Source organism: Mycobacterium simiae (assembly GCF_008370645.1).
GTDB classification, from domain to species: Bacteria; Actinomycetota; Actinomycetes; order Mycobacteriales; family Mycobacteriaceae; genus Mycobacterium; species Mycobacterium simiae_A.
The window spans coordinates 1-19,653 of sequence record NZ_VTZN01000005.1 but is presented as its reverse complement, the minus strand read 5'-3'; the positions used below and the strand labels follow the sequence as shown (position 1 = coordinate 19,653).

Sequence of the window (19,653 nt, the reverse complement as noted above, 5' to 3'; positions counted from 1 at the left end):
TGGTTGATGCCGGCGCGACGTCGGGCACCTTCAAACGGAGAGGACGCTGACACCGGTATGGGTAGGCACAGTTTGCCCGATCCGGAGGATTCCGCTAATGGACCATCCGACGAGAACGCAGCGGAGCATCAGGACGGGGACAATCAGTCGTCGTTCGAGCCGTCGGACGCAGAATCCTTCGGCGACTACGGCGAGGCCGAGTCGGACGATTTCTCTAGTGAAGGTCGCTACTGGGGCAAAGGCCATGTCTCAGGGGAGAACCCCTATGCCGAGGATGAACAGTCGCTGGTCGTCGGAGATCATGAGCCACCCGTCGCGGCAGACGAGTACCCCGACTTCGGGTCGGGCCCGGCGAGCTCGCTACCAGAGGGTGCCGGGCCGTTGGCAACTCCCCCGCCGCCGCTGTATCGCACCCCGGGCCACCGGGAACTGAGCAGCTGGCAGGGCGGCCACCGTAGCACGGGCGGACGGCGCGGAGTTAGTATCGGCGTGATCGTGGCTCTGGTCGTGGTCGTGGTGGTAGTAGCCGGGGTGATCGTGTGGCGCTTTTTCGGCGACGCCTTGTCACACCGGTCGCACTCTGCGGCGGCACGCTGCGTTGGCGGCAAAGACACCGTCGCCGTCGTCGCCGACCCCTCGATCGCTGACCGGGTCAAGGAATTCGCCGACAGCTACAACGCCTCGGCGGGCCCGATTGGCGATCGGTGTGTGACGGTGGCTGTCAAAGCTGCTGATTCAGACGCTGTCCTCAGTGGTTTCATCGGTAAGTGGCCCTCCGAGTTGGGCGGGCAGCCAGGATTATGGATCCCCGGCAGCACCATCTCGGCGGCACGCCTGTCGGCGGCTACCGGTAACCAAACCATCAGTGACAGCCGCTCATTGGTGACGTCACCGGTGCAGCTTGCCATCCGCCCCGAACTTGCGCAGGCGCTTTCTAGCCAAAATTGGGTGACGTTGCCGGCCTTGCAGGCCGACCCCAACTCGATGGCCAGCGTGAACTTGCCGGCCTGGGGTTCGCTGCGCCTTGCGATGCCAATCGGAGGCAACGGCGATGCCGCGTTCTTGGCCGGCGAAGCCATTGCGGCCGCATCGGCACCGGCAGGAGCGCCCCCGACCGCAGGCACCGGCGCGGTGCGGACCTTGATGGCTGCCCAGCCCAAGCTGGCCGAGGAGTCGCTGAGCGAGGCAATGAACACGCTGATCAAGGCAACCGACGTCGCAGCCGCGCCGGTACACGCGGTGGTCACCACCGAACAGCAGCTGTTCCAGCGCGCCCAATCATTATCCGATGCGAAGAAAACGCTGGCTTTCTGGCAGCCGCCCGGGCCGGTTGCGATAGCCGACTACCCAACGGTGCTGCTCAGCGGCTCGTGGCTGTCGCAGGAGCAAACTACAGCCGCTAGTGCTTTTGTCCATTACATGCAAAAACCCGAACAACTCGCGAAGCTGGCCAAGGCGGGTTTCCGGGTGGGCGGCGTCAAACCGCCGAGCAGCCCAGTCACCAGCTTCGCGGCCCTGCCGGCTGCGCTGTCGATCGGCGATGACGGGATGCGTGCCACCCTCGCTGATGTGATGGCCACACCGTCAATCGGGGTGGCGGCCACCGTTATGCTTGACCAGTCGCAGCCTGGCGACGAGGGTGGCAAGACGCGGCTCGCCAATGTGATTGCGGCGCTGGAAAATCGGCTCAAGACGCTACCGCCAAGTGCGGCCATAGGACTGTGGACGTTCGACGGTCATGAGGGTCGCGTCGAGGTGCCGACCGGAACGTTGGCTGACCCAGTAAACGGCCAGCCCCGCTCGGCAGCACTGATCGCTGCGCTCGACAAGCAGTATCCGTCCAGCGGCGGCGCGGTGTCATTCACCACGCTACGCATCATTTACCAGGATGTTCAGACCAATTTCCGTGCTGGCCAAGCTAATTCGATCCTGGTGATGACCGGGGGGCCGCACACCGATCAAACCCTCGACGGAGCGGGCCTACAGGATTTCATCCGCACCAGCGCGGACCCGGCCAAGCCCATCGCGGTCAACATCATCGATTTCGGTGCTGATCCGGACCGAGCAACCTGGGAAGCCGTCGCCCAACTCAGCGGTGGCACCTACCAAAACTTGCCGACTTCGGCCACCCCGGAGCTCGCGGCCGCGATCAACAATTTCTTAAGCTGAGCCGGGTAGCCCCCGATCGCCGACCAAGAGCGAGAGCGCCGCCGCGGCATAGGCCGCGGGATCCTCGAGCTGCGGGTAGTGGCCCAAGCCGGGCAGTTCGACGACGGCGGCCTGCGGTCGCAGTTCCCGTAGTCCGTCCAGCACGTTCGTTGTCGCTACCGGATCATCCAGGCCCCAGACGAAGCCGAGCGGTTTGGGCCAGTCACGTACCGCACCGTGCCAGCGCTGCGCATACTTCACCCGCTCCTGCAGGTAACTGATCAACAGGTGTGGTATCCGATGGCCGTGGTTGTAAGACAACAACTCCCACTGGGCGTCGGCTTCGTCCGGTGACAGCGGATGCTGGGACGAGAACAACTTGCCAAAACCCCGGGTGAACCCGCCGCGCGTGATCATTCGGGCCGCGATGGGTCCCAGCGGACTTCGCAGCACCTGTTGGATCGGACGAAGGCTGGCGCGCTCCAGGATGACGCTGCCGTTGCTGAGGACCGCGCGGTGCAGGTCAAACGGCAGGCGCCCGTCGAGGTCCCGAGCGAGCAGTTCGGTGGTCACCGACGTGCCCATGTCGTGTGCCAGCACCACGACCGGGCCGGTTGCGGCGTGGGCGACCACGCGCTGCACCAGATCAGCCTGCTGCAGCAGACTGTAGCGGTGCGGACGAGGCTTGTCGGACAAGCCGAAGCCGAGAAAGTCCAACGTCAACCAGGCCTGACCGGCCAGGTGCGGAATCACCGCCCGAAAGTCGAAGGAGCTGGACGGATAGCCGTGCAGTAGCAGGACAGTCGGGTCTTGCCCCGGCCCCGATCGCAGAAACACTTTCCCCACTGCGGTGTGTAGCCAGCGGCCACGGTCACGCCAGTCTCGAACACTCGGTGATGTCACAGATCGGGCATACCATCATGAACAGCATCGAAGGAGGCTAACGAGGGCAATGAACCGTGATTTCATCCCGGATCCCCAGCTGTACCCTTTTCAGTCGCGCTGGTTCGACAGCTCGCGCGGACGCATGCATTACATCGATGAGGGCGAAGGCCCACCGATCTTACTGTGCCATGGCAACCCAACATGGAGCTTTCTGTACCGCAACATCATCGTGGCGCTGCGGGAACGTTTCCGTTGTATCGCAATGGATTATCTCGGGTTCGGCCTATCGGAGCGCCCGGCGGGTTTCGGGTACAAGATCGAAGAGCATGCACAGGTGGTGGGCGAGTTTGTCGACCACCTCGGTCTGGAAGGTTACGTCTCGATGGGTCAGGACTGGGGCGGTCCGATCAGCACAGCGGTCGCGGTCGAGCGAGCTGATCGAGTACGCGGCATCGTGTTGGGCAACACCTGGTTCTGGCCGGCCGACACTCTGACGATGAAAGTGTTCAGCAGGGTGATGTCCAGCCCGCCGCTGCAGTACGCGATCGTGCAGCGCAATTTCTTCGTGGAGCGATTAATACCGGCGGGAACGCAGCGCCCGCCGAGTGACGCGGTGATGGAACACTACCGCGCTGTGCAGCCCACTCCGGCGGACCGGGCGGGGGTTGCCAGGATGCCGAAGGAAATCTTGGCGGCTGGCCCCCTCTTGTCGCGGCTGGCCCGGGAAGTGCCGTCCAAACTGGGCACCAAGCCCGCCCTTTTTGTATGGGGCATGAAGGACTTCGCGTTCAGACCCGGACTGATGCTGCCTCGGATGCGCGCGACATTTCCCGATCACGTCCTGGTCGAGTTGCCACACGCCAAGCACTTCATTCAAGAGGATGAGCCCGACCGGATTGCCGCCGCGATCGTCGACCGATTCGGCTGAAAGCCGTCAAGCGAACGCCTCCATCGGCGGACAGGAGCACACCAGGTTGCGGTCGCCGTATGCGCCGTCGATACGGCGCACCGGTGGCCAGACCTTGGGCCGGAACGTAACGCCGAGTGGGTAGGCGGCCTCCTGCCGGGTGTAGGGGTGGCCCCAATCGGTCACCAGCAAGCACTCAGCGGTATGCGGTGCGTTCCGTAGCGGGTTATCGTCAGCTGGCCACTGACCACCACCGACTTTGTTGATCTCGGCGCGGATGCTGATCATCGCGTCGCAAAATGCGTCGACCTCGGCCAGGCTCTCGCTTTCGGTGGGTTCCACCATCAGCGTTCCAGCCACCGGGAAGCTCATCGTCGGCGCGTGAAAACCGTAGTCTGCCAACCGCTTTGCTACATCGTCGACGGTGACGCCGGTCGCCTTGGTGATACCGCGCAGGTCGAGTATGCACTCGTGGGCGACCATCCCGTTGTCTCCGGTGTACAGCACCGGGTAGTACTCGTCTAGGCGGCGCGCGATGTAGTTGGCCGACGCGATCGCATGAAGCGATGCCGCCCGCAGGCCTTTGGCGCCCATCATGCGGATATACGCCCAGGTGATCGGCAATATCGAAGCCGACCCATACGGGGCCGAAGATACCGGGTGGCCCTGTGGTAACGCGGAGGCGAAAGGGTGGCCCGGTAGGAATGGGGCCAAATGCGAACGCACCGCCACGGGGCCGACGCCCGGACCGCCGCCACCGTGTGGGATGCAGAACGTCTTGTGTAAGTTGAGGTGGCTGACGTCGCCGCCGAATCTGCCCGGTCGGGCCAGACCAACCAGAGCGTTGAGATTGGCGCCGTCGACGTACACTTGGCCCCCGGCGTCGTGCACCGACGCACAGATTTCGGCGATGTCGTGCTCGTACACCCCATGGGTGGACGGGTAGGTGATCATCAGTGCGGCGAGCCGGTCACCGTGATCGCTGACCTTGCCGCGCAGATCGTCAAGGTCAACGTCACCGTTATCGTGACAGCCCACCACAACGACCTTCATGCCGGCCAGTGCGGCCGAGGCGGCATTGGTGCCGTGTGCGCTGGAAGGGATCAAGCAGATGTCGCGATGCGACTCGCCCCGACTGGCGTGATAGGCCTGGATCGCCAACAGACCGGCGTACTCCCCCTGCGAACCCGCGTTCGGCTGCAGGGAGACTGCGTCGTAACCGGTGATCGCCACCAGCCAGTTCTCCAAGTCGGCGATGAGCCGGCGCAGCCCCGGCGTGTCCGATGCCGGCGCAAAAGGATGTTGGCGCCCGAACTCCGGCCAGGTGATCGACTCCATTTCGGCGGCGGCGTTAAGTTTCATCGTGCATGAGCCGAGCGGAATCATGCTGCGGTCCAACGCAATGTCCTTATCCGCCAACGCGCGCAGATAGCGCATCATTGCCGTCTCCGTGCGGTATTGCGTGAACGCGGGATGGGTCAGGAACGCCGAGGTGCGCGTCGCAATATCCGCGCCGGCCGGTTCGGCGGCTGCGGCGCCGAACGCCGCCAAAACCGCCTTGACGTGAGCGTCGGTGGTGGCCTCGTCACAGGCTACCGACACGTGGTCAGCATCGATCCGCCACATGTTGAGGCCCTTGGCCTTAGCTGCCGCGATCACCTCGTCAGCACGCCCCGGCACGCGTGCCGACACGGTATCGAAAAATTTGCTGTGCACCAGCGCATCACCCAGCGCACCGGCGATGGTTTCGGCATGGGCATGCACCCGGCGTGCGATGCTGGTCAACCCTTCGGCGCCGTGGTAGCTGGCGTACATCGCGGCCATCACCGCCAGCAGCACCTGGGCAGTACAGATATTGCTGGTTGCCTTATCGCGGCGGATGTGTTGCTCGCGCGTTTGCAGCGCGAGTCGGTAGGCGGGGTTCCCATCGCTGTCGACGGAAACCCCCACCAGCCGTCCAGGCAACTGTCGGGCATACTTAGCGTGCACGGACAGATACCCGGCATGTGGGCCGCCGAATCCCATTGGTACGCCAAAACGTTGGGTAGTGCCGAACGCGACGTCGGCGCCGATCTCACCGGGCGGGGTGATCAGCGTCAGGGCCAACAGGTCGGCGCCGATGGCCAGCAGTGCGCCACGATCGTGGGCCTGCGCCGCCAGCGCGCTCCAGTCGGTGATCCGGCCGCTGGCGCCGGGCAGCTGGGCGATGACGCCGAAGAATTCGCCTGCGGGCAGGCCGTTGCGCAGGTCGGCGGTGACGACCTCGATGCCCAGCGGCTTGGCGCGGGTGGCCAATACCGTGGCGGTTTGGGTGAACACGTCGACGTCGACGGCCAGCCGGTTCGAGGGGCTGCTGGTGGCGCGGTGCATCAGCGTCATGGCTTCGGCGGCAGCGGTGCCTTCGTCGAGCATCGACGCGTTGGCGATCTCCAGGCCGGTCAGATCAGTGACCATCGTCTGGAAATTGAGCAGCGCTTCCAGGCGACCCTGACTTATCTCAGGTTGGTAGGGCGTGTAGGCGGTGTACCAGGCCGGGTTCTCCATGATGTTGCGCAGCAGCACCGGCGGGGTGAACGTGTCGTAGTAGCCCTGCCCGATCATCGATACTGCGACGGTGTTGGCGTCGGCCAGCGCCCGCAGCTCGGTCAGCGCCTCGGCCTCACTGGCGGCGGGCGGCAACCGGTCCAATCCCGGCGCGGTGCCCGCTGCGGTGAGGGTATCCAGGATCCCGGCCGGGACGGCCTTGACTGCCAAGTCATCGAGGCTGTCGACACCGATGACTGACAACATGGTCCTGACGGCATCGATGTCCAGCCCGATATGGCGGTCGGCAAACGTTGAATGCTCGGACACGGTGAACTCCTGAAGGGCAACGGACTAGCGGCCCTCTCCCTCTGTCTTCACCCGTGCACCAGGCGCCTGAGAGATTCGGCACCACCGGCTTGTCGGCGCCTTTCCCCATCGGCGGGTGATACCACAACGGGCATCACCGCTTTCCAGAGGCATCGTCATCTAACGCGGTCCGGGTGCCTGAGAGGTTGTCGGAGAGGTATTGCTCCTTCGGCGTCTGTAGCTGGCGGCCACAGAACTCTCCCGCGCCAGAGCGATGCGTGATTCAGTTTACTCGGCCCGCCGCTTCCCGTCGCGACAGCGCATGCCGAGCCGCATGCTATGACCTCCCGCAGTCAGCCGATCTTACGGTCGCGCTGCTTGCGGCGGGAAGCCAGCTCGTCTTCTGGTGCGGCGATCGACTCACCACCATCGGCCCGCTCACCGTGAAAGTCGGCGATAACGCCGGTGAGCTCGCGCATCGCGCCCGAGACGGCGATCCCGAACACACCCTGGCCGCCTTGCAGGAGGTCGACGACTTCCTCAGCCGACGTGCATTCATACACCGTCGTGCCGTCAGAGAACAAAGTGATGTTGGCCAGATCCCGGACACCGCGCTGACGCAGATGGTCGACGGCAACTCGGATGTTGTGCAGCGAGATGCCGGTGTCGAGCAACCGCTTGACGATCTTGAGAACCAGAATGTCTTTGAACGAGTAAAGTCGCTGGCTTCCGGATCCTGCCGCACTACGGATCGAAGGAACAACCAACGACGTGCGTGCCCAGTAGTCGAGCTGGCGATAGGTGATGCCGGCGATCTGACAGGCACTGGGCCCGCGGTAGCCGACCAACTCATCGGGTACCGAATCGTCGGGGAACAAGCCAGGTTGCACGGGCTCGGTCGCGCCACCCTTGTCGGTAGTGCCACTGTTGCCACTGTCAGTCGCGGTACCCGCCTGGTCTGCAAGATCCAGCTGCTCTTGACGTGGCTGCTCGCTCACGGTGTTTCCTCTCGCCGATCGCGCTCTTGTCACTAGCTGCGTCACTGGCTGTCACGGCAACCACATTATTTTTCATGTCCGAGTGCCTTCAGAGCATACGCTGTGAACTGTTGCGGTGCGCCAGTTGACGTTCAAGTCTTCAACAAAGTATGGCCCGTGCGCGGCATCCTGGACGCCATCCTCCAGGCGTGTCGAGAATGCACTATGAGTGATGAGACGCATCCGTGACGTTGCTAGTCCTCCTGCCAAGGGCCTGCCGGGCTTCTCCGCAGCCCGCTTCGCGGGCTGCATCGTCGCCCGGCTGGGTTTGATTGCCGGGCTTCTCCGCAGCCCGCTTCGCGGGCTGCATCGTCGCCCGGCTGGGTTAGGTGGCCTTGAAGTCGTCCGGTGACACGCTGTCGAGGAATTCTTTGAATTTCTCCACCTCGTCCTCGCGAACAGCGCTGCCGGCCTCCTCGTCGCCCTCGTCGGGGATCAGCAGGCCGGCCTGCGCCAGCACGGCCTCCTCCACGTAGATGGGAACTCCCACGCGCAGCGCGATCGCCACGGAGTCGGAGGGACGAGCAGAAACTTTGATATCCCGGTCGAAGATCAGATCGGCGTAAAAAGTGCCTTCCTGCAGATCCACGATGCGGACTTCCTTGAGCGAATGCCCTAGTGCGGCAATGAGATCCCGGATCAGGTCATGCGTTAGCGGTCGGGGCGGTTCGACTCCTTGCTGCTCCAGGGCAATGGCGGCGGCCTCGGACTGGCCGATCCAGATTGGCAGATACCGGTCACCGTTGGCCTCGCGCAACAGCAGTACCGGCTGATTTTGCGGTTGCTCTACGCGAATGCCGACAACCCGAACTTCAGCCATATGTGTCTGCCCTCCGCACCTGCCGCACATGTCCCACTCAGCGCGACGCCAAGCCGTTGATGAAAGTCTAATCCTCAGCGGTGCAGAACGTCGCGTACGGCCGACTTGATCAACGAGGTGTGCAAAGTGATCGCGAGCGCGGCGACCTCCCGTGCCACGTCGTCGGCGCGGTCACGTCCTCCGGCCTTATCGGCCTTGACTAGCGGGCCGGCGATTTGAGCTATCAGATCAGATTGGCGATCGGCCGCAGAGCGAAAGGCGCGTAGATGTCGCGGCTCCACTCCGTATTCGGATAGTGCCCGGGAACATTGCAGGATCACAACCGCGTGTTCGTCGAACAAGCCGCCCGGCCCAGTGGTGATCACCCCGGCCTTCAAGAGAGCGGTCAGCAGCTCGTCATCGACCCCTGAGCGCTCCAGGAGATTTTCCTTACTGAGTCGGATGCGCGTGGGTAACGCGTCGCCCCGGTCGAATCCGACGTCCTCGATGCCGTCGTCCGCAATCGACACCAATCGCGGTACGCCGTAGGGAGATCCGTACGATGGCAGCTCACCGTCAGGCTGGGCTTCCAGCTGCGCCCTGATCACCTTGAGAGGCAGATAGTGATCTCGTTGAGCGGTGAGAATGAAGCGCAGTCGTGCGCAGTCGTACGCGGTGAACCTCCGGTAACCCGATGCGGCGCGCCGCGGCGTCACTAGCCCCTCGGCCTCTAGGAACCGAATCTTGGAGATCGTGACGTCGGGGAATTCGGGTCGCAGCAGGTCCAACACCGCCCCGATTGACATCCCCGCCAATGCGGGGCTATCGGGTGCGCTCACTTGCCTCCGGTGCCCCCTCGTCGTCACCTTGCTTCGGACCGGTCAAGAAGACCAACCGGAACTTGCCGATCTGAACTTCGTCGCCGTTTGCCAAGACAGCCGAGTCCACCGGTTCCCGGTTGACGTAAGTGCCGTTCAGGCTGCCAACGTCGACGACGCTGAACTCGTTGCCCTCCAAACGAAATTCAGCGTGGCGACGGCTCACGGTCACATCATCGAGGAAGATGTCGCTATCGGGGTGCCGGCCGGCGGAGGTAATGGGCTGGTCGAGTAAGAACCGCGACCCTGCGTTGGGTCCCCGTTTGACGACCAGTAGCGCCGAACCGGCCGGGAGTCCCTCTACGCCAGATACCGCGCTCTCGGTGCCCGCTTGCGCGGGAGCCTCCAATTCGTTGAGAAAGTCCGCGCGGAAGACCGAGGTCGTCTCCACGGTGACTTCGTCAGAGGTCTGGTCGTTGTCCATGTCCGTCACCCGCTGCTCCTCACTGGCCGCTGTGGAGTTTGTCTGACCGGGCCGGTCGGCCGGTTTCTCCCTCGGATTACCGCCTGTACTACCTTTTGCTGCCTCTCAAGCCTGCTAACGCTAATGTCTCGACCGTACCGCGCGAGGGTAGGCCCCCGGCGGCAAGGTGCTCACCATTGCAGGATCGTAAGCCCGAAACCCCGGCTTCTCCTAGGTCAATCGCACGGTACGCATTCTGACGCGCAGAGTTGTGGCCGGACCTAGCAACCGTCATTCGGTTAGCGTGCCGTTGTAGGCCTCAGCGCTGAGCAACGCTGCCAGGGCAGACTCCACTCCGGCTGAGTTGTCGACCCTGATGTCCAGCAGCCAGCCGCCGCCATAGGGGTCTGTATTCACCAACTGTGGCGTGCCTTCCAGATCACGGTTGACGGCAGCTATCGTGCCTGATACCGGCGCGTACAGGTCTGACACCGACTTGGTGGACTCAACCTCGCCAAAGGCTTCCCCGGCGGTGACTTGGGTGCCCACGTCAGGCAATTGAACGAAGACAACGTCGCCTAGCGCCGACTGCGCGAAGTCGGTGATCCCGATTCGCACGGTGTCTTCGGCGGTGCGGCGAACCCACTCGTGGTCGGCGGTGTAATGCAGATCGGGTGGGACATCGCTCACGGTAATCCTGTTCTGGTCGGTGCTCATTTGACGGGCTGAGCGTATTGGTGCGGTTTCGGTTGCCGCAAGGCGGCCACCTCAACCCGGTCGGACTGTTGCACATACATCCGTGCGCCGACGCGCTTGCTGCTGTCCTCGGCGCCGCCGGGAATATTCATCGCCGCGGCCAGCGTTGGTGGATCACCAATTGCCAGAATCGAATACGGCGGCGACAACGTTCTTGTGTCGATGGTTAGCGAGCCTGGCGTACCCCCGACCCAGGTATCGACTCCGACCCGCACCGACTGTTGTGCATCGCTAATCTGGATCGCCTCGGCTCCGGCGGCCCGCAGCTCGTTGATCACGTCGAGCATCACTTCCGGCGCCACTCCTGGTCCGGGATCGTCGATCCGCACCGTGACACCGGGCCCGGTGGCTCCGACGGCGCCCACCAGGATTGACAGCGCTGCCAATCTGGCCTGGGCGCTTTCGATGGCGGCCTGGTCGTTGTTGCCCGATGTTTGCAACGCGTTCAAGGTGTTCTGCAGGTCGGCCACTTCCGTGTTGAGCGTGGCCTCCCGCTGCCGCAGTGAATCGAGCAGCACCAACAGGTCTGCGGGACGAGCCGTCTCCAAAGAATCACCCGACTCGGTCTGGCGCACCTGAGTAGCGATAGCGACCCCCAATACCAGGCATAGCATGATCGCGAGCATCCCGAACAGCATCCGCGAGCGACCGTCCCGCACGAGTGCAGAAACTCCCATCCGGCCCAACGGCCCGATCTCGGGGCGGGGGCGGTCGGCGGGCAATTCATGGCGACCACGCCGGGTTGTCGTGCCACGGGTTTCGTCGTTGGCGCCGTCGCGGGGGTCCTGGCTCACGCTGACATCACCTCTGTCATGCTCCGAAGAGTCGGCGCCGCAGAGCGGCCGTATTACCGAAGATGCGTATGCCCAATACGACGATGATCGCCGTTGACAATTGTGTGCCAACCCCCAATTGATCGCCCACGTAAACGATCAGGGCTGCCACCAAGACGTTGAACACGAACGACACCACAAAAACCTTTGGGTCGAAGATCCGCTCTAGGTAGGCACGCAGACCGCCGAACACGGCGTCGAGCGCAGCGACCACCGCGATCGGTAGATATGGCTGGATTACCTCGGGCACGCTGGGGTGAAAGACCAAACCCAGTACGATGCCCACGGCTAGGGCCGCAATACCAATCATGTCGGTCGGATTCCGGTCGGTGGCTCTCCCATCGGGGCCACTACCACCACCACTCGTCTCACTACGACCCAACCTGCTTGGCGAATCTGATATCCCGGATCGCACCGGCCGGCAGTGTGAGACCGTCGCCGGCATTCACGCTGACTCCGACGCCGTAGGAGATCTCCAGCAGCCTAAGACGACGCATACCGGGACTGTCCTCGAAAGCATCTTGCAGCGCGTGTGGCGGTCCGATCGCGAGGATCATGTAGGGGCTTCTCGTGGGGTTGTTGTCCACCAGGATCGCTCCCCCGGCCTGCCGGATGGTCACATTTGGTCCGATCCGCGCGCCGTCGACCGAGACTGCCTCCGCACCGCTGCCCCATAAGGAATTGACCACGAGCTGCAGGTCGCGGTCGAGGATGATTTGCTGGCTGCCGCTGACCCGTTGCTTGGAAGCGTCGGAAAGGTTAGGCCCCACACCCGGCTCGGTCACCGTTATCGTCAAACCCGGGCCGATGACCGATGTGCTGGCAGCCGCCAAGCTCAGGGCATCCAGACGGGTCAGTAGCCGTTGCCCCTCGGCGTCGTCGGCCAAAGCGACCCGTTGAACTTCATCGACTCTCGCGGACAGCAGATTGCGCCGCTGAGACAACTTGGCTGCTGCGGCCTGAGTCGAACGGACGTTGGAAACCAACAACTGCTGGGCGGCCCGCACTCCTGGCGCAACTGACCGGGCTTGCGCGACAGCGGCCGCGAACACCGCCGCCACCAGCGCTGCCGCCATAGCCTGCCACATCCAGCCGAACATGCCACGACCATCTGGGGGCGTGCTCGAGCGGTCCCGCTTAGCCGCGGCTGCTGCGTAACCGGGATCGAGATGCTCCGACAGCAGCGCGCGCAGCAGCGACGGCACCGGGTTACTCTGCGGCCGCGCCGCCGAATGGGCGCTGTAGCCGGCGTTGGGGTCATAACCGCCAAGCAGCAGCTCCGGCTTAGCCATCGTCACGTCGCCTTGGCGCGACGGGTTGGCAAGCCCGCTGTTTGATCGAAGGCACCCGACGCAGCACCAACGTCATCTGCACTGCGTACAGCACAAATGCCCACAGGTACGCATACATACCCCAGATCAGAAATGCCCAACCACAGGCTTCAAGTACTCGGCTCCACAGGGCGTTCCACTGCCCCAACAGCACCACCGGAAAGCCGGCCATCAGAGCAAAAGTTGCCGCCTTGCCAATGTAGGTGACCGGAAGCGCCGACAATCCGCGGCTCCACAGCAGCGGCAGCGTCATAGCCAACGCAGCGTCGCGGGCCAGCAGTGTGAGGACAAACCACCACGGAACGATTCCGCTGAGCGCCAACACGATCGGTACCGTAACCATGTATAGCCGATCGACGGCCGGGTCCAGCAGCACGCCCAGGCGCGACGACTGGTTGGGCAGCAGCCGCGCGATCTTGCCGTCGGCCCAATCCGACACACCGCTGAATACCAGGATTGCCACCGCCCAGCCATCGACGTGCGCAACCAGCATCACGTAGACGAATACCGGGATGAGCGCCAAGCGAATGATGCTCAGCATGTTGGGTACCGTCAGCACGCGATCCTGCGTGGGCAGCGGCTCCATGAGCCGTGACCTTAGCTCGGCAACACTACGGTCCGGTAAACGGTTCGGCGCGTAGCCCACCGCTCCGACACCGGCACCTAACGACACCTTCGGACTTCGCGGGGGCACCGGCAGCCTCAGCGGAACACACCAGGCAAACTCAGCGTGGACAGCGTGTCATCGGACAGCGGATTGTCGTTGACCATGTATGTCCACGTCGATGTCGGCCGGGCCAGCTTGGACAGGTCCAGTCCAGGCTCCTCTTCGAGGATGTTTGCGGTTTCGAACGTCTGCTGAGCCGCTTCAATCGCGTCGGCCGCAAGCGATGCGAACGCGTCGACCGCCAGCCGGTGGAACTCGTCGAGCGGATTTTGGCGGCCCAACGCTCGCAGGTGGATGCTTTCGCGGATGTCGGCCAGGTAGGCCAGATGGTCGGCCCAGCCGCGGTCAAGGTGATAGAGCATGATGAGCCGGCAGATCTTCTCCATGCGCTCAACACTGATCGCCTCCGACAGCTCCTCATACCGCTCGGGCGCCAGCTGAGCAAGTTCCTCACGTGCAGTTGCCGTACGCAGCAAGGTGTTTCGCCGGTCGACGATGATGGCGCGTTGCTGTGCGATCAACTGGTTGTACCGCCAGGTATTGGCATGCACGTCCAGCATCCGCCCCTCCGCGACGCGCTGGGCATGATCGAGCAGCGCGGCCGCCTTGGTGCTGACGATCCGGCCGTCCTCGTCGGTGTCCATGGGCAGCTTGTTGCTGTCGAGGTTGGCCAGCACGACGTCGTCTTCCCAGCTCGAGAAGAACACCGACGACCCGGGGTCACCTTGGCGCCCAGCACGACCGCGCAGCTGGTTGTCCAACCGCTCAGTGTGATGGCGGCCAGTCCCGACCACGTGCAGCCCACCCAGTTCGGCGACCTGGTCGTGGTCGGACTCATCTGATCCGCCGAGCCGGATATCGGTGCCGCGCCCGGCCATCTGTGTCGATACGGTGACGGTGCCGAACTTGCCGGCCTCGGCGATCACCTGGGCCTCTTCGGCATCGTTTTTCGCGTTGAGCACCACCGCGGGAACGTCGCGACGCAGCAGCCGCTCATGCAATTCCTCGGATTCCGCGACGTCACGGGTGCCCACTAACACTGGTTGCCCGGTCTCGTGGACTTCGGCGATGTGCGCGACGATCGCATCGTTCTTGGCCGCGGCGGTGATATAGACCCGGTCGGACTCGTCCTCGCGGATATTGGGCGTGTTCGGTGGTATCGGTGACACACCGAGTTTGTAGAACTGGCGTAGCTGCTCGCCGGCGGCCAGCGCGGTGCCCGTCATGCCGCACACGGTGACATAGCGGTTAATCAGCGCCTGCACCGTGATTGTGTCGAGTACCTCCCCGGTCTCGGTCGTCTCGATACCTTCCTTGGCCTCGACGGCGGCCTGTAGCCCGTCCGGCCAGCGCTGCAGTTGTGCGATGCGCCCGCGTGAGGCGTTGATGAGGTGTACGGCACCGTCTCTGACGATGTAGTGCACGTCGCGCTGCAACAGCACATGAGCGTGCAGGGCGACGTTGACCTCCGTCAGCGTGGTGCCGACGTGCTCCTCGGAGTACAGGTCGATGCCGCCGAGCGCCTTTTCGACCTTGTGGGCACCGGCCTCGGTTAGGTGGACATTGCGGTTGTCGGAGTCGGTGGCAAAGTACTCGTCGGCGTCGTTGCCGCCGACAAGCTCACCAATCAGCGTGATGATCTCTAGCCGTGGCGTCTCACGGTGGGTGGTGCCGGCCAGGACAAGCGGCACCAGCGCTTCGTCGACGAGTACGGAGTCGGCCTCGTCGATCAGGGCCACGTCCGGATTGGGCGATACCAGGTCCTCGACGTCGGTGACCAGCTGGTCGCGCAGGACGTCGAAACCAATCTCATTGACCGAGGCGTAAGTGACGTCGCAGCTATATGCCGCCCTGCGGTCCGCGCTGCTGGACTCTGCGGTAATCCAGCCCACCGTCAGGCCCATCGCCTCCAGAAGCGGGCCCATCCATTCCGCATCGCGGCGGGCCAAGTAGTCGTTGATGGTCACGACGTGGACGTGCCGGCCGCCTAACGCGTAGCCGGCGGCCGCAATTGCGCCGGCGAGCGTCTTGCCCTCACCTGTCGCCATTTCGATCACGTCACCGGCAAGCATGCGCAGTGCGCCGAGCAACTGCACGTCGAACGGGCGCAGTCCGGTTGCTCGCTCGGCTGCCTCCCGGGCAATCGCCAGAAACTGCGGAACGTCGGCGGAGTCCGCGAGATCGTCGAGATCGAGCAGCCCTGCCGCCTTGCGCAGCTTTTCGTCGGTAAGGTCGGCGGCTTCTTTGTCGTACTCCGTTGCTGCGGTCACCTGGCTAAGGGACCGATGGCGGTTCTTTTCCGTGCTGGCGCCCAGAAGTCGCCAGAACCGGCTACTGAGACGGTCGGGTTGCCTGCGGGTGGTCTTGGACACAGCCCAACGGTACGCGGACCCATCGACCAACGTGAGGTCGCGTGTTGGGCTGGGACACGACGGCCAAACCAAGGCCGCTTACGGCCCGTCAAGCCAAGTTCGACCGCCGCGGGTACGCGACGCTGGGGTCAGTGAGGACGTTGACGACGGCCGGCAGACCACTGGCAAAGGCACGTTGCAGCGCCGGACGAAGGGCGGCGGGCGCCGACACCAGCTCGCCGTGGCCTCCCAACGCGCGAACCACCTCGTCGTAGCGGGTGCCGGGACGCAACTCCGCCACCACTGAATAGCCGTACAACGCCTCCATGGGGTGCTTTTCCAGCGCCCAGATTCCGTTGTTGCCGATCACCGACACCACCGGCACGTTGTGCCGGACCAAGGTGTCCCATTCCATGCCGCTGAACCCAAATGCGCCGTCACCCTGCAACAGCACCACCTGGCGTTCGGGACGCGCCAGTTTGGCGGCCAGCGCGTAGCCGGGTCCCGAACCAAGGCAGCCGAACGGACCGCTATCCAACCAGCAGCCGGGCAGATAGCTGTCTATCACTCGGCCTGCGTAGGACCCGAAATCGCCCGCGTCGATGACGACGATGGCGTCGCGGTCGAGCAACGGCGCCAGCTCGGCGTATACCCGCATCGGATGCAGCGGAATTCGATCCTCGGCGAGTTCGACCTTCTCCAGGTCGCGGGCCGCGGTCTCGGCCGTCCGAAGGTCATCGATCCAGTTTTGATGGTCGGTGCCGGCGGGTCCGGCCAGTGCCGAGAGGATTGCGGTCAGGTCGCCGTAGAGGCCGGCCGCGATAGGCCGCGGATGCCCCCGCTCGGGTTCGGCGCGATCTGCTACTACCAGCTTGGTTTGCGAACCGAACACCTCGCCGAATCCCAGCCGAAAATCCATGGGCACCCCGACGATCAGCGCAACATCGGCCTCGCGCAATGCTTTTGAGCGCGCGCGCGAGAAAGCCAGCGGGTGGTCGGCGGGCACCACACCACGAGCCATCCCGTTCATCAGCACCGGAATCCGGCATTCCTCGGCAAGTCGAAACAGCGCACTCTCAGCGTGTCCCCACCAGACGTTGGTGCCTGCCATGATGACCGGACGTTGGGCCCCTGACAGCAGCTCGGCCGCCCGGTCCAGGGCGTCACCGTCGGGGCGGGCGGCCACGGGCAAGTCTGTCAGAGCGCCAGGACGATCATCATCGTCTGACATGGAGAACACGTGGTCCATCGGGAAGTCGACGAACGCCACGCCCGACGGGGCACCCAGCGCTGCCCGGAGTGCCGCATCGAGCAACCGGCCTGCATCGGCGGCTGACTGCGCTGTAGCGGCAAAGCGAGCCAGCGGTGCCACAAATGGCACATGGTCGATCTCTTGCAGCGAACCCCTTCCCCAGCGCAGGGCGGGTGCGCGACCACCGAGCACCACCAGCGGCGACTGATTCTGTTGCGCGGCGGCCATCGCGCTCATGCCGTTGGTGACGCCCGGACCTGCGGTAAGGGCTGCCACTCCGGGCACCCTGGTGACCTTCGACCAGCCCTCGGCGGCGAAGGCCGCAGTCTGTTCGTGGCGGGTATCGACAAGGCGGATACCTTCCTGGTGGCAGCCGTCGTAGATGGAAAACAGGTGGCCGCCAGACAGCGTGAAAACCATGTCGATGCTGCTGGCCTGGAGCCGGCGCGCGATGAGCCGTCCGGCATGGACGGTCGGGGCAGCGGCGGCATCGGTGCTCATCTCCGTCATAGTCGGAAAGCCTATCCGCCGCCTCCTTCGGGTACCTTCGCCGAAGGATTTCTGTTGAGCAGCCAGCTGAACAACGTGACCGTGAGGAGCATCAACCTTGGGCCCGAAGCCGTTTACGCCCTCAATCGATTGGTCTAGGGCATTCGTGGATTCGTTATATTGGGTCGGTAAAGCCTGGGTGATCAGCGTTGTCTGTGTCTTGGTTGTGCTGGTTCTGCTGAGGTACTTGACACCGTGGGGGCCGCAGTATTGGCGGATCACCAGCGAGTACTTCGTGGGACCTCACAGCATTCGCGTGTGGCTGATGCTTGGTGTGCTGTTGCTTTCGGTGGTCCTGGCGGTGCGTTTGAACGTGCTGTTCAGCTACCAGGGCAACGATATGTACACAGCTTTGCAGAAGGCATTCCAAGGCACTGCTGCCGGTGATGACGCGGTGAAACGCTCAGGGGTGAGCGGATTTTGGATGTCGATCCGGGTCTTCAGCATCATGGCCGTGATGCACGTCGCCCGGGTCATGGCCGACATCTATCTGACACAGCGCTTCATCATTGCCTGGCGAGTGTGGCTGACCGATCACCTCACCAAAGACTGGCTCGACGGCAGGGCCTACTACCGGGATCTCTTCATCGACGAAACAATCGACAATCCAGACCAGCGCATTCAGCAAGACATTGATATCTTTACCGCTGGAGTCGGTGGCACCCCGAATGCTCCCTCCCACGGGACCGGCAGCACGTTGCTCTTCGGCGCCGTGCAGTCCATTATTTCAGTAATTTCGTTCACCGCGATCTTGTGGAACTTGTCGGGCACCCTGACCATCTTTGGCTTCGATTTTCCGCGCGCAATGTTTTGGACTGTTTTGTGCTACGTACTTGTGGCCACAATCATCTCGTTCGTCATCGGACGTCCGCTGATCTGGCTGAGCTTTCGTAACGAAAAGCTCAATGCCGCTTTCCGTTACGCGCTGGTCCGATTGCGAGATGCCGCTGAGGCCGTGGGTTTCTATCGGGGGGAGCGGGTGGAGAGGGCGCAGCTAAGCCAACGTTTCACCCCGGTTATCGATAACTACCGCCGGTATGTCCGCCGCAGCATCGCCTTCAATGGCTGGAATCTGTCGGTGAGCCAGACGATCGTTCCGCTGCCGTGGGTGCTCCAGGCCCCCCGATTGTTCGCCGGGCAAATCGAATTCGGCGATGTGAGCCAGACGGCGATCGCCTTCGGCAATATTCACGACTCGTTGTCGTTTTTCCGTAACAACTACGACGCGTTTGCTTCCTTCCGCGCGGCAATCATCCGCTTGTACGGTCTGGTCGACGCCAATGAAAAGGGCCGCGCGTTGCCGGCGGTCCTGACCCAGCCGAGCGACGACGAGTCTGTCGTGCTTGAGGACATCGAAGTTCGCACCCCCGCCGGCGATCGGCTGATCGATCCGCTCGATGTGCGGCTAGGCTGCGGGGACTCGTTGGTGATTACCGGCCGATCCGGGTCCGGTAAGACCACGTTGCTGCGCAGCCTAGCCGAGCTGTGGCCGTATGCCTCGGGGACCTTGCGTCGTCCGGATGGCGACAATGAAACGATGTTCTTGTCGCAGTTGCCATATGTGCCGCTCGGCACGCTACGCGACGTGGTGTGCTACCCGAACTCCGCGCTGACCATCCCCGATGCGACACTGCGGGAGACGCTCACCAAGGTGGCTCTCGCGCCGTTATGCGACCGGCTAGACGAAGAGCGAGACTGGGCTAAGGTGTTGTCTCCCGGCGAGCAACAGCGGGTTGCCTTCGCGCGCATCCTGCTCACCAAACCCAAAGCTGTCTTCCTCGACGAAAGTACGTCGGCGCTGGATTCGGGCCTGGAATTCGCGCTCTACGAATTGCTGCGGACAGAACTACCGGACTGCATCGTTGTCAGCGTCAGTCACCGACCCGCGCTGGAAAGGCTGCACGACCAACAGCTCGAGCTGCTCGGTGGCGGCCCTTGGCGGCTGGGACCGGTGAAGAAAGAGCCGGCAACGGTGTAGCCTGACTCGCTTTGCGCCAAGGTCTGCGGGCCGCGTGCGCTCCGGCG

Annotated in this window: 16 protein-coding genes and 2 riboswitches; of the genes, 3 read left to right on the top strand and 13 right to left on the bottom strand. The window is 63.6% G+C overall.

The features are described 5' to 3' along the window. Nucleotides 1-57 precede the first annotated feature (57 nt). Nucleotides 58-2,169 carry a substrate-binding domain-containing protein gene (locus F0Q45_RS01830; RefSeq protein WP_149652281.1) on the top strand — a complete coding sequence of 704 codons (2,112 nt, stop codon included), beginning with the start codon at nucleotides 58-60 and terminating at the stop codon, nucleotides 2,167-2,169. Here the strand turns inward: F0Q45_RS01830 and F0Q45_RS01825 are convergent. Continuing rightward, nucleotides 2,161-3,051 carry an alpha/beta fold hydrolase gene (locus F0Q45_RS01825; RefSeq protein WP_149652280.1) on the bottom strand — a complete coding sequence of 297 codons (891 nt, stop codon included), beginning with the start codon at nucleotides 3,049-3,051 and terminating at the stop codon, nucleotides 2,161-2,163. The genes F0Q45_RS01830 and F0Q45_RS01825 overlap by 9 nt on opposite strands. 49 nt (nucleotides 3,052-3,100) lie before the next feature. Here F0Q45_RS01825 and F0Q45_RS01820 point away from each other — a divergent pair, with 49 nt between their 5' ends. Further along, a complete protein-coding gene (locus tag F0Q45_RS01820) occupies nucleotides 3,101-3,961 on the top strand; it encodes a haloalkane dehalogenase (protein WP_149652279.1) in 861 nt (286 codons plus the stop codon). 6 nt (nucleotides 3,962-3,967) lie between these two features. Here F0Q45_RS01820 and gcvP read toward each other — a convergent pair whose 3' ends face one another. The 12 genes from gcvP to F0Q45_RS01760 form a co-directional block, all read right to left on the bottom strand. Continuing rightward, nucleotides 3,968-6,793, bottom strand: coding sequence for an aminomethyl-transferring glycine dehydrogenase (gene gcvP, locus F0Q45_RS01815; RefSeq protein ID WP_149652278.1), 2,826 nt, complete (start codon nucleotides 6,791-6,793; stop codon nucleotides 3,968-3,970). 31 nt (nucleotides 6,794-6,824) lie between these two features. Then, nucleotides 6,825-6,948, bottom strand: a riboswitch (glycine riboswitch). Beyond that, nucleotides 6,949-7,046, bottom strand: a riboswitch (glycine riboswitch). 79 nt (nucleotides 7,047-7,125) lie between these two features. Continuing rightward, nucleotides 7,126-7,770 carry a MerR family transcriptional regulator gene (locus F0Q45_RS01810; protein WP_188112747.1) on the bottom strand — a complete coding sequence of 215 codons (645 nt, stop codon included), beginning with the start codon at nucleotides 7,768-7,770 and terminating at the stop codon, nucleotides 7,126-7,128. Nucleotides 7,771-8,134: 364 nt separating this feature from the next. Then, nucleotides 8,135-8,629, bottom strand: coding sequence for a bifunctional nuclease family protein (locus F0Q45_RS01805; protein WP_149652276.1), 495 nt, complete (start codon nucleotides 8,627-8,629; stop codon nucleotides 8,135-8,137). 74 nt (nucleotides 8,630-8,703) lie between these two features. Then, on the bottom strand, nucleotides 8,704-9,447 hold the full coding sequence (gene ftsR / locus F0Q45_RS01800; protein WP_149652275.1) for a transcriptional regulator FtsR: 744 nt from the start codon (nucleotides 9,445-9,447) through the stop codon (nucleotides 8,704-8,706). Next, a complete protein-coding gene (gene garA, locus F0Q45_RS01795; protein ID WP_373424904.1) occupies nucleotides 9,431-9,910 on the bottom strand; it encodes a glycogen accumulation regulator GarA in 480 nt (159 codons plus the stop codon). The genes ftsR and garA overlap by 17 nt, the downstream gene beginning before the upstream one ends. A gap of 270 nt (nucleotides 9,911-10,180) precedes the next feature. Then, nucleotides 10,181-10,579 (bottom strand): glycine cleavage system protein GcvH, encoded by a 399-nt coding sequence (gene gcvH / locus F0Q45_RS01790; RefSeq protein WP_149652318.1) that lies wholly within the window; start codon nucleotides 10,577-10,579, stop codon nucleotides 10,181-10,183. Between the two features lie 23 nt (nucleotides 10,580-10,602). Continuing rightward, on the bottom strand, nucleotides 10,603-11,439 hold the full coding sequence (locus F0Q45_RS01785) for a DUF881 domain-containing protein (RefSeq protein WP_149652273.1): 837 nt from the start codon (nucleotides 11,437-11,439) through the stop codon (nucleotides 10,603-10,605). A 16-nt stretch (nucleotides 11,440-11,455) separates the two neighbouring features. Then, complete coding sequence (locus F0Q45_RS01780) at nucleotides 11,456-11,788, bottom strand: small basic family protein (RefSeq protein WP_085158732.1); 333 nt, start codon at nucleotides 11,786-11,788, stop codon at nucleotides 11,456-11,458. Between the two features lie 61 nt (nucleotides 11,789-11,849). Beyond that, entirely contained in the window at nucleotides 11,850-12,770 is a 921-nt protein-coding gene (locus tag F0Q45_RS01775; RefSeq protein WP_149652272.1) for a DUF881 domain-containing protein, read from the bottom strand. Further along, nucleotides 12,763-13,395, bottom strand: coding sequence for a CDP-alcohol phosphatidyltransferase family protein (locus F0Q45_RS01770; protein WP_149652271.1), 633 nt, complete (start codon nucleotides 13,393-13,395; stop codon nucleotides 12,763-12,765). The genes F0Q45_RS01775 and F0Q45_RS01770 overlap by 8 nt, the downstream gene beginning before the upstream one ends. A gap of 116 nt (nucleotides 13,396-13,511) precedes the next feature. Next, nucleotides 13,512-15,848, bottom strand: coding sequence for an accessory Sec system translocase SecA2 (gene secA2, locus F0Q45_RS01765; protein ID WP_149652270.1), 2,337 nt, complete (start codon nucleotides 15,846-15,848; stop codon nucleotides 13,512-13,514). Between the two features lie 88 nt (nucleotides 15,849-15,936). After that, entirely contained in the window at nucleotides 15,937-17,580 is a 1,644-nt protein-coding gene (locus F0Q45_RS01760) for an acetolactate synthase (RefSeq protein WP_149652269.1), read from the bottom strand. 106 nt (nucleotides 17,581-17,686) lie between these two features. Between F0Q45_RS01760 and F0Q45_RS01755 the strand changes: the two genes are divergently transcribed. Next, nucleotides 17,687-19,606 carry an ABC transporter ATP-binding protein/permease gene (locus F0Q45_RS01755; RefSeq protein WP_149652268.1) on the top strand — a complete coding sequence of 640 codons (1,920 nt, stop codon included), beginning with the start codon at nucleotides 17,687-17,689 and terminating at the stop codon, nucleotides 19,604-19,606. The last annotated feature ends 47 nt before the right edge of the window (nucleotides 19,607-19,653 follow it).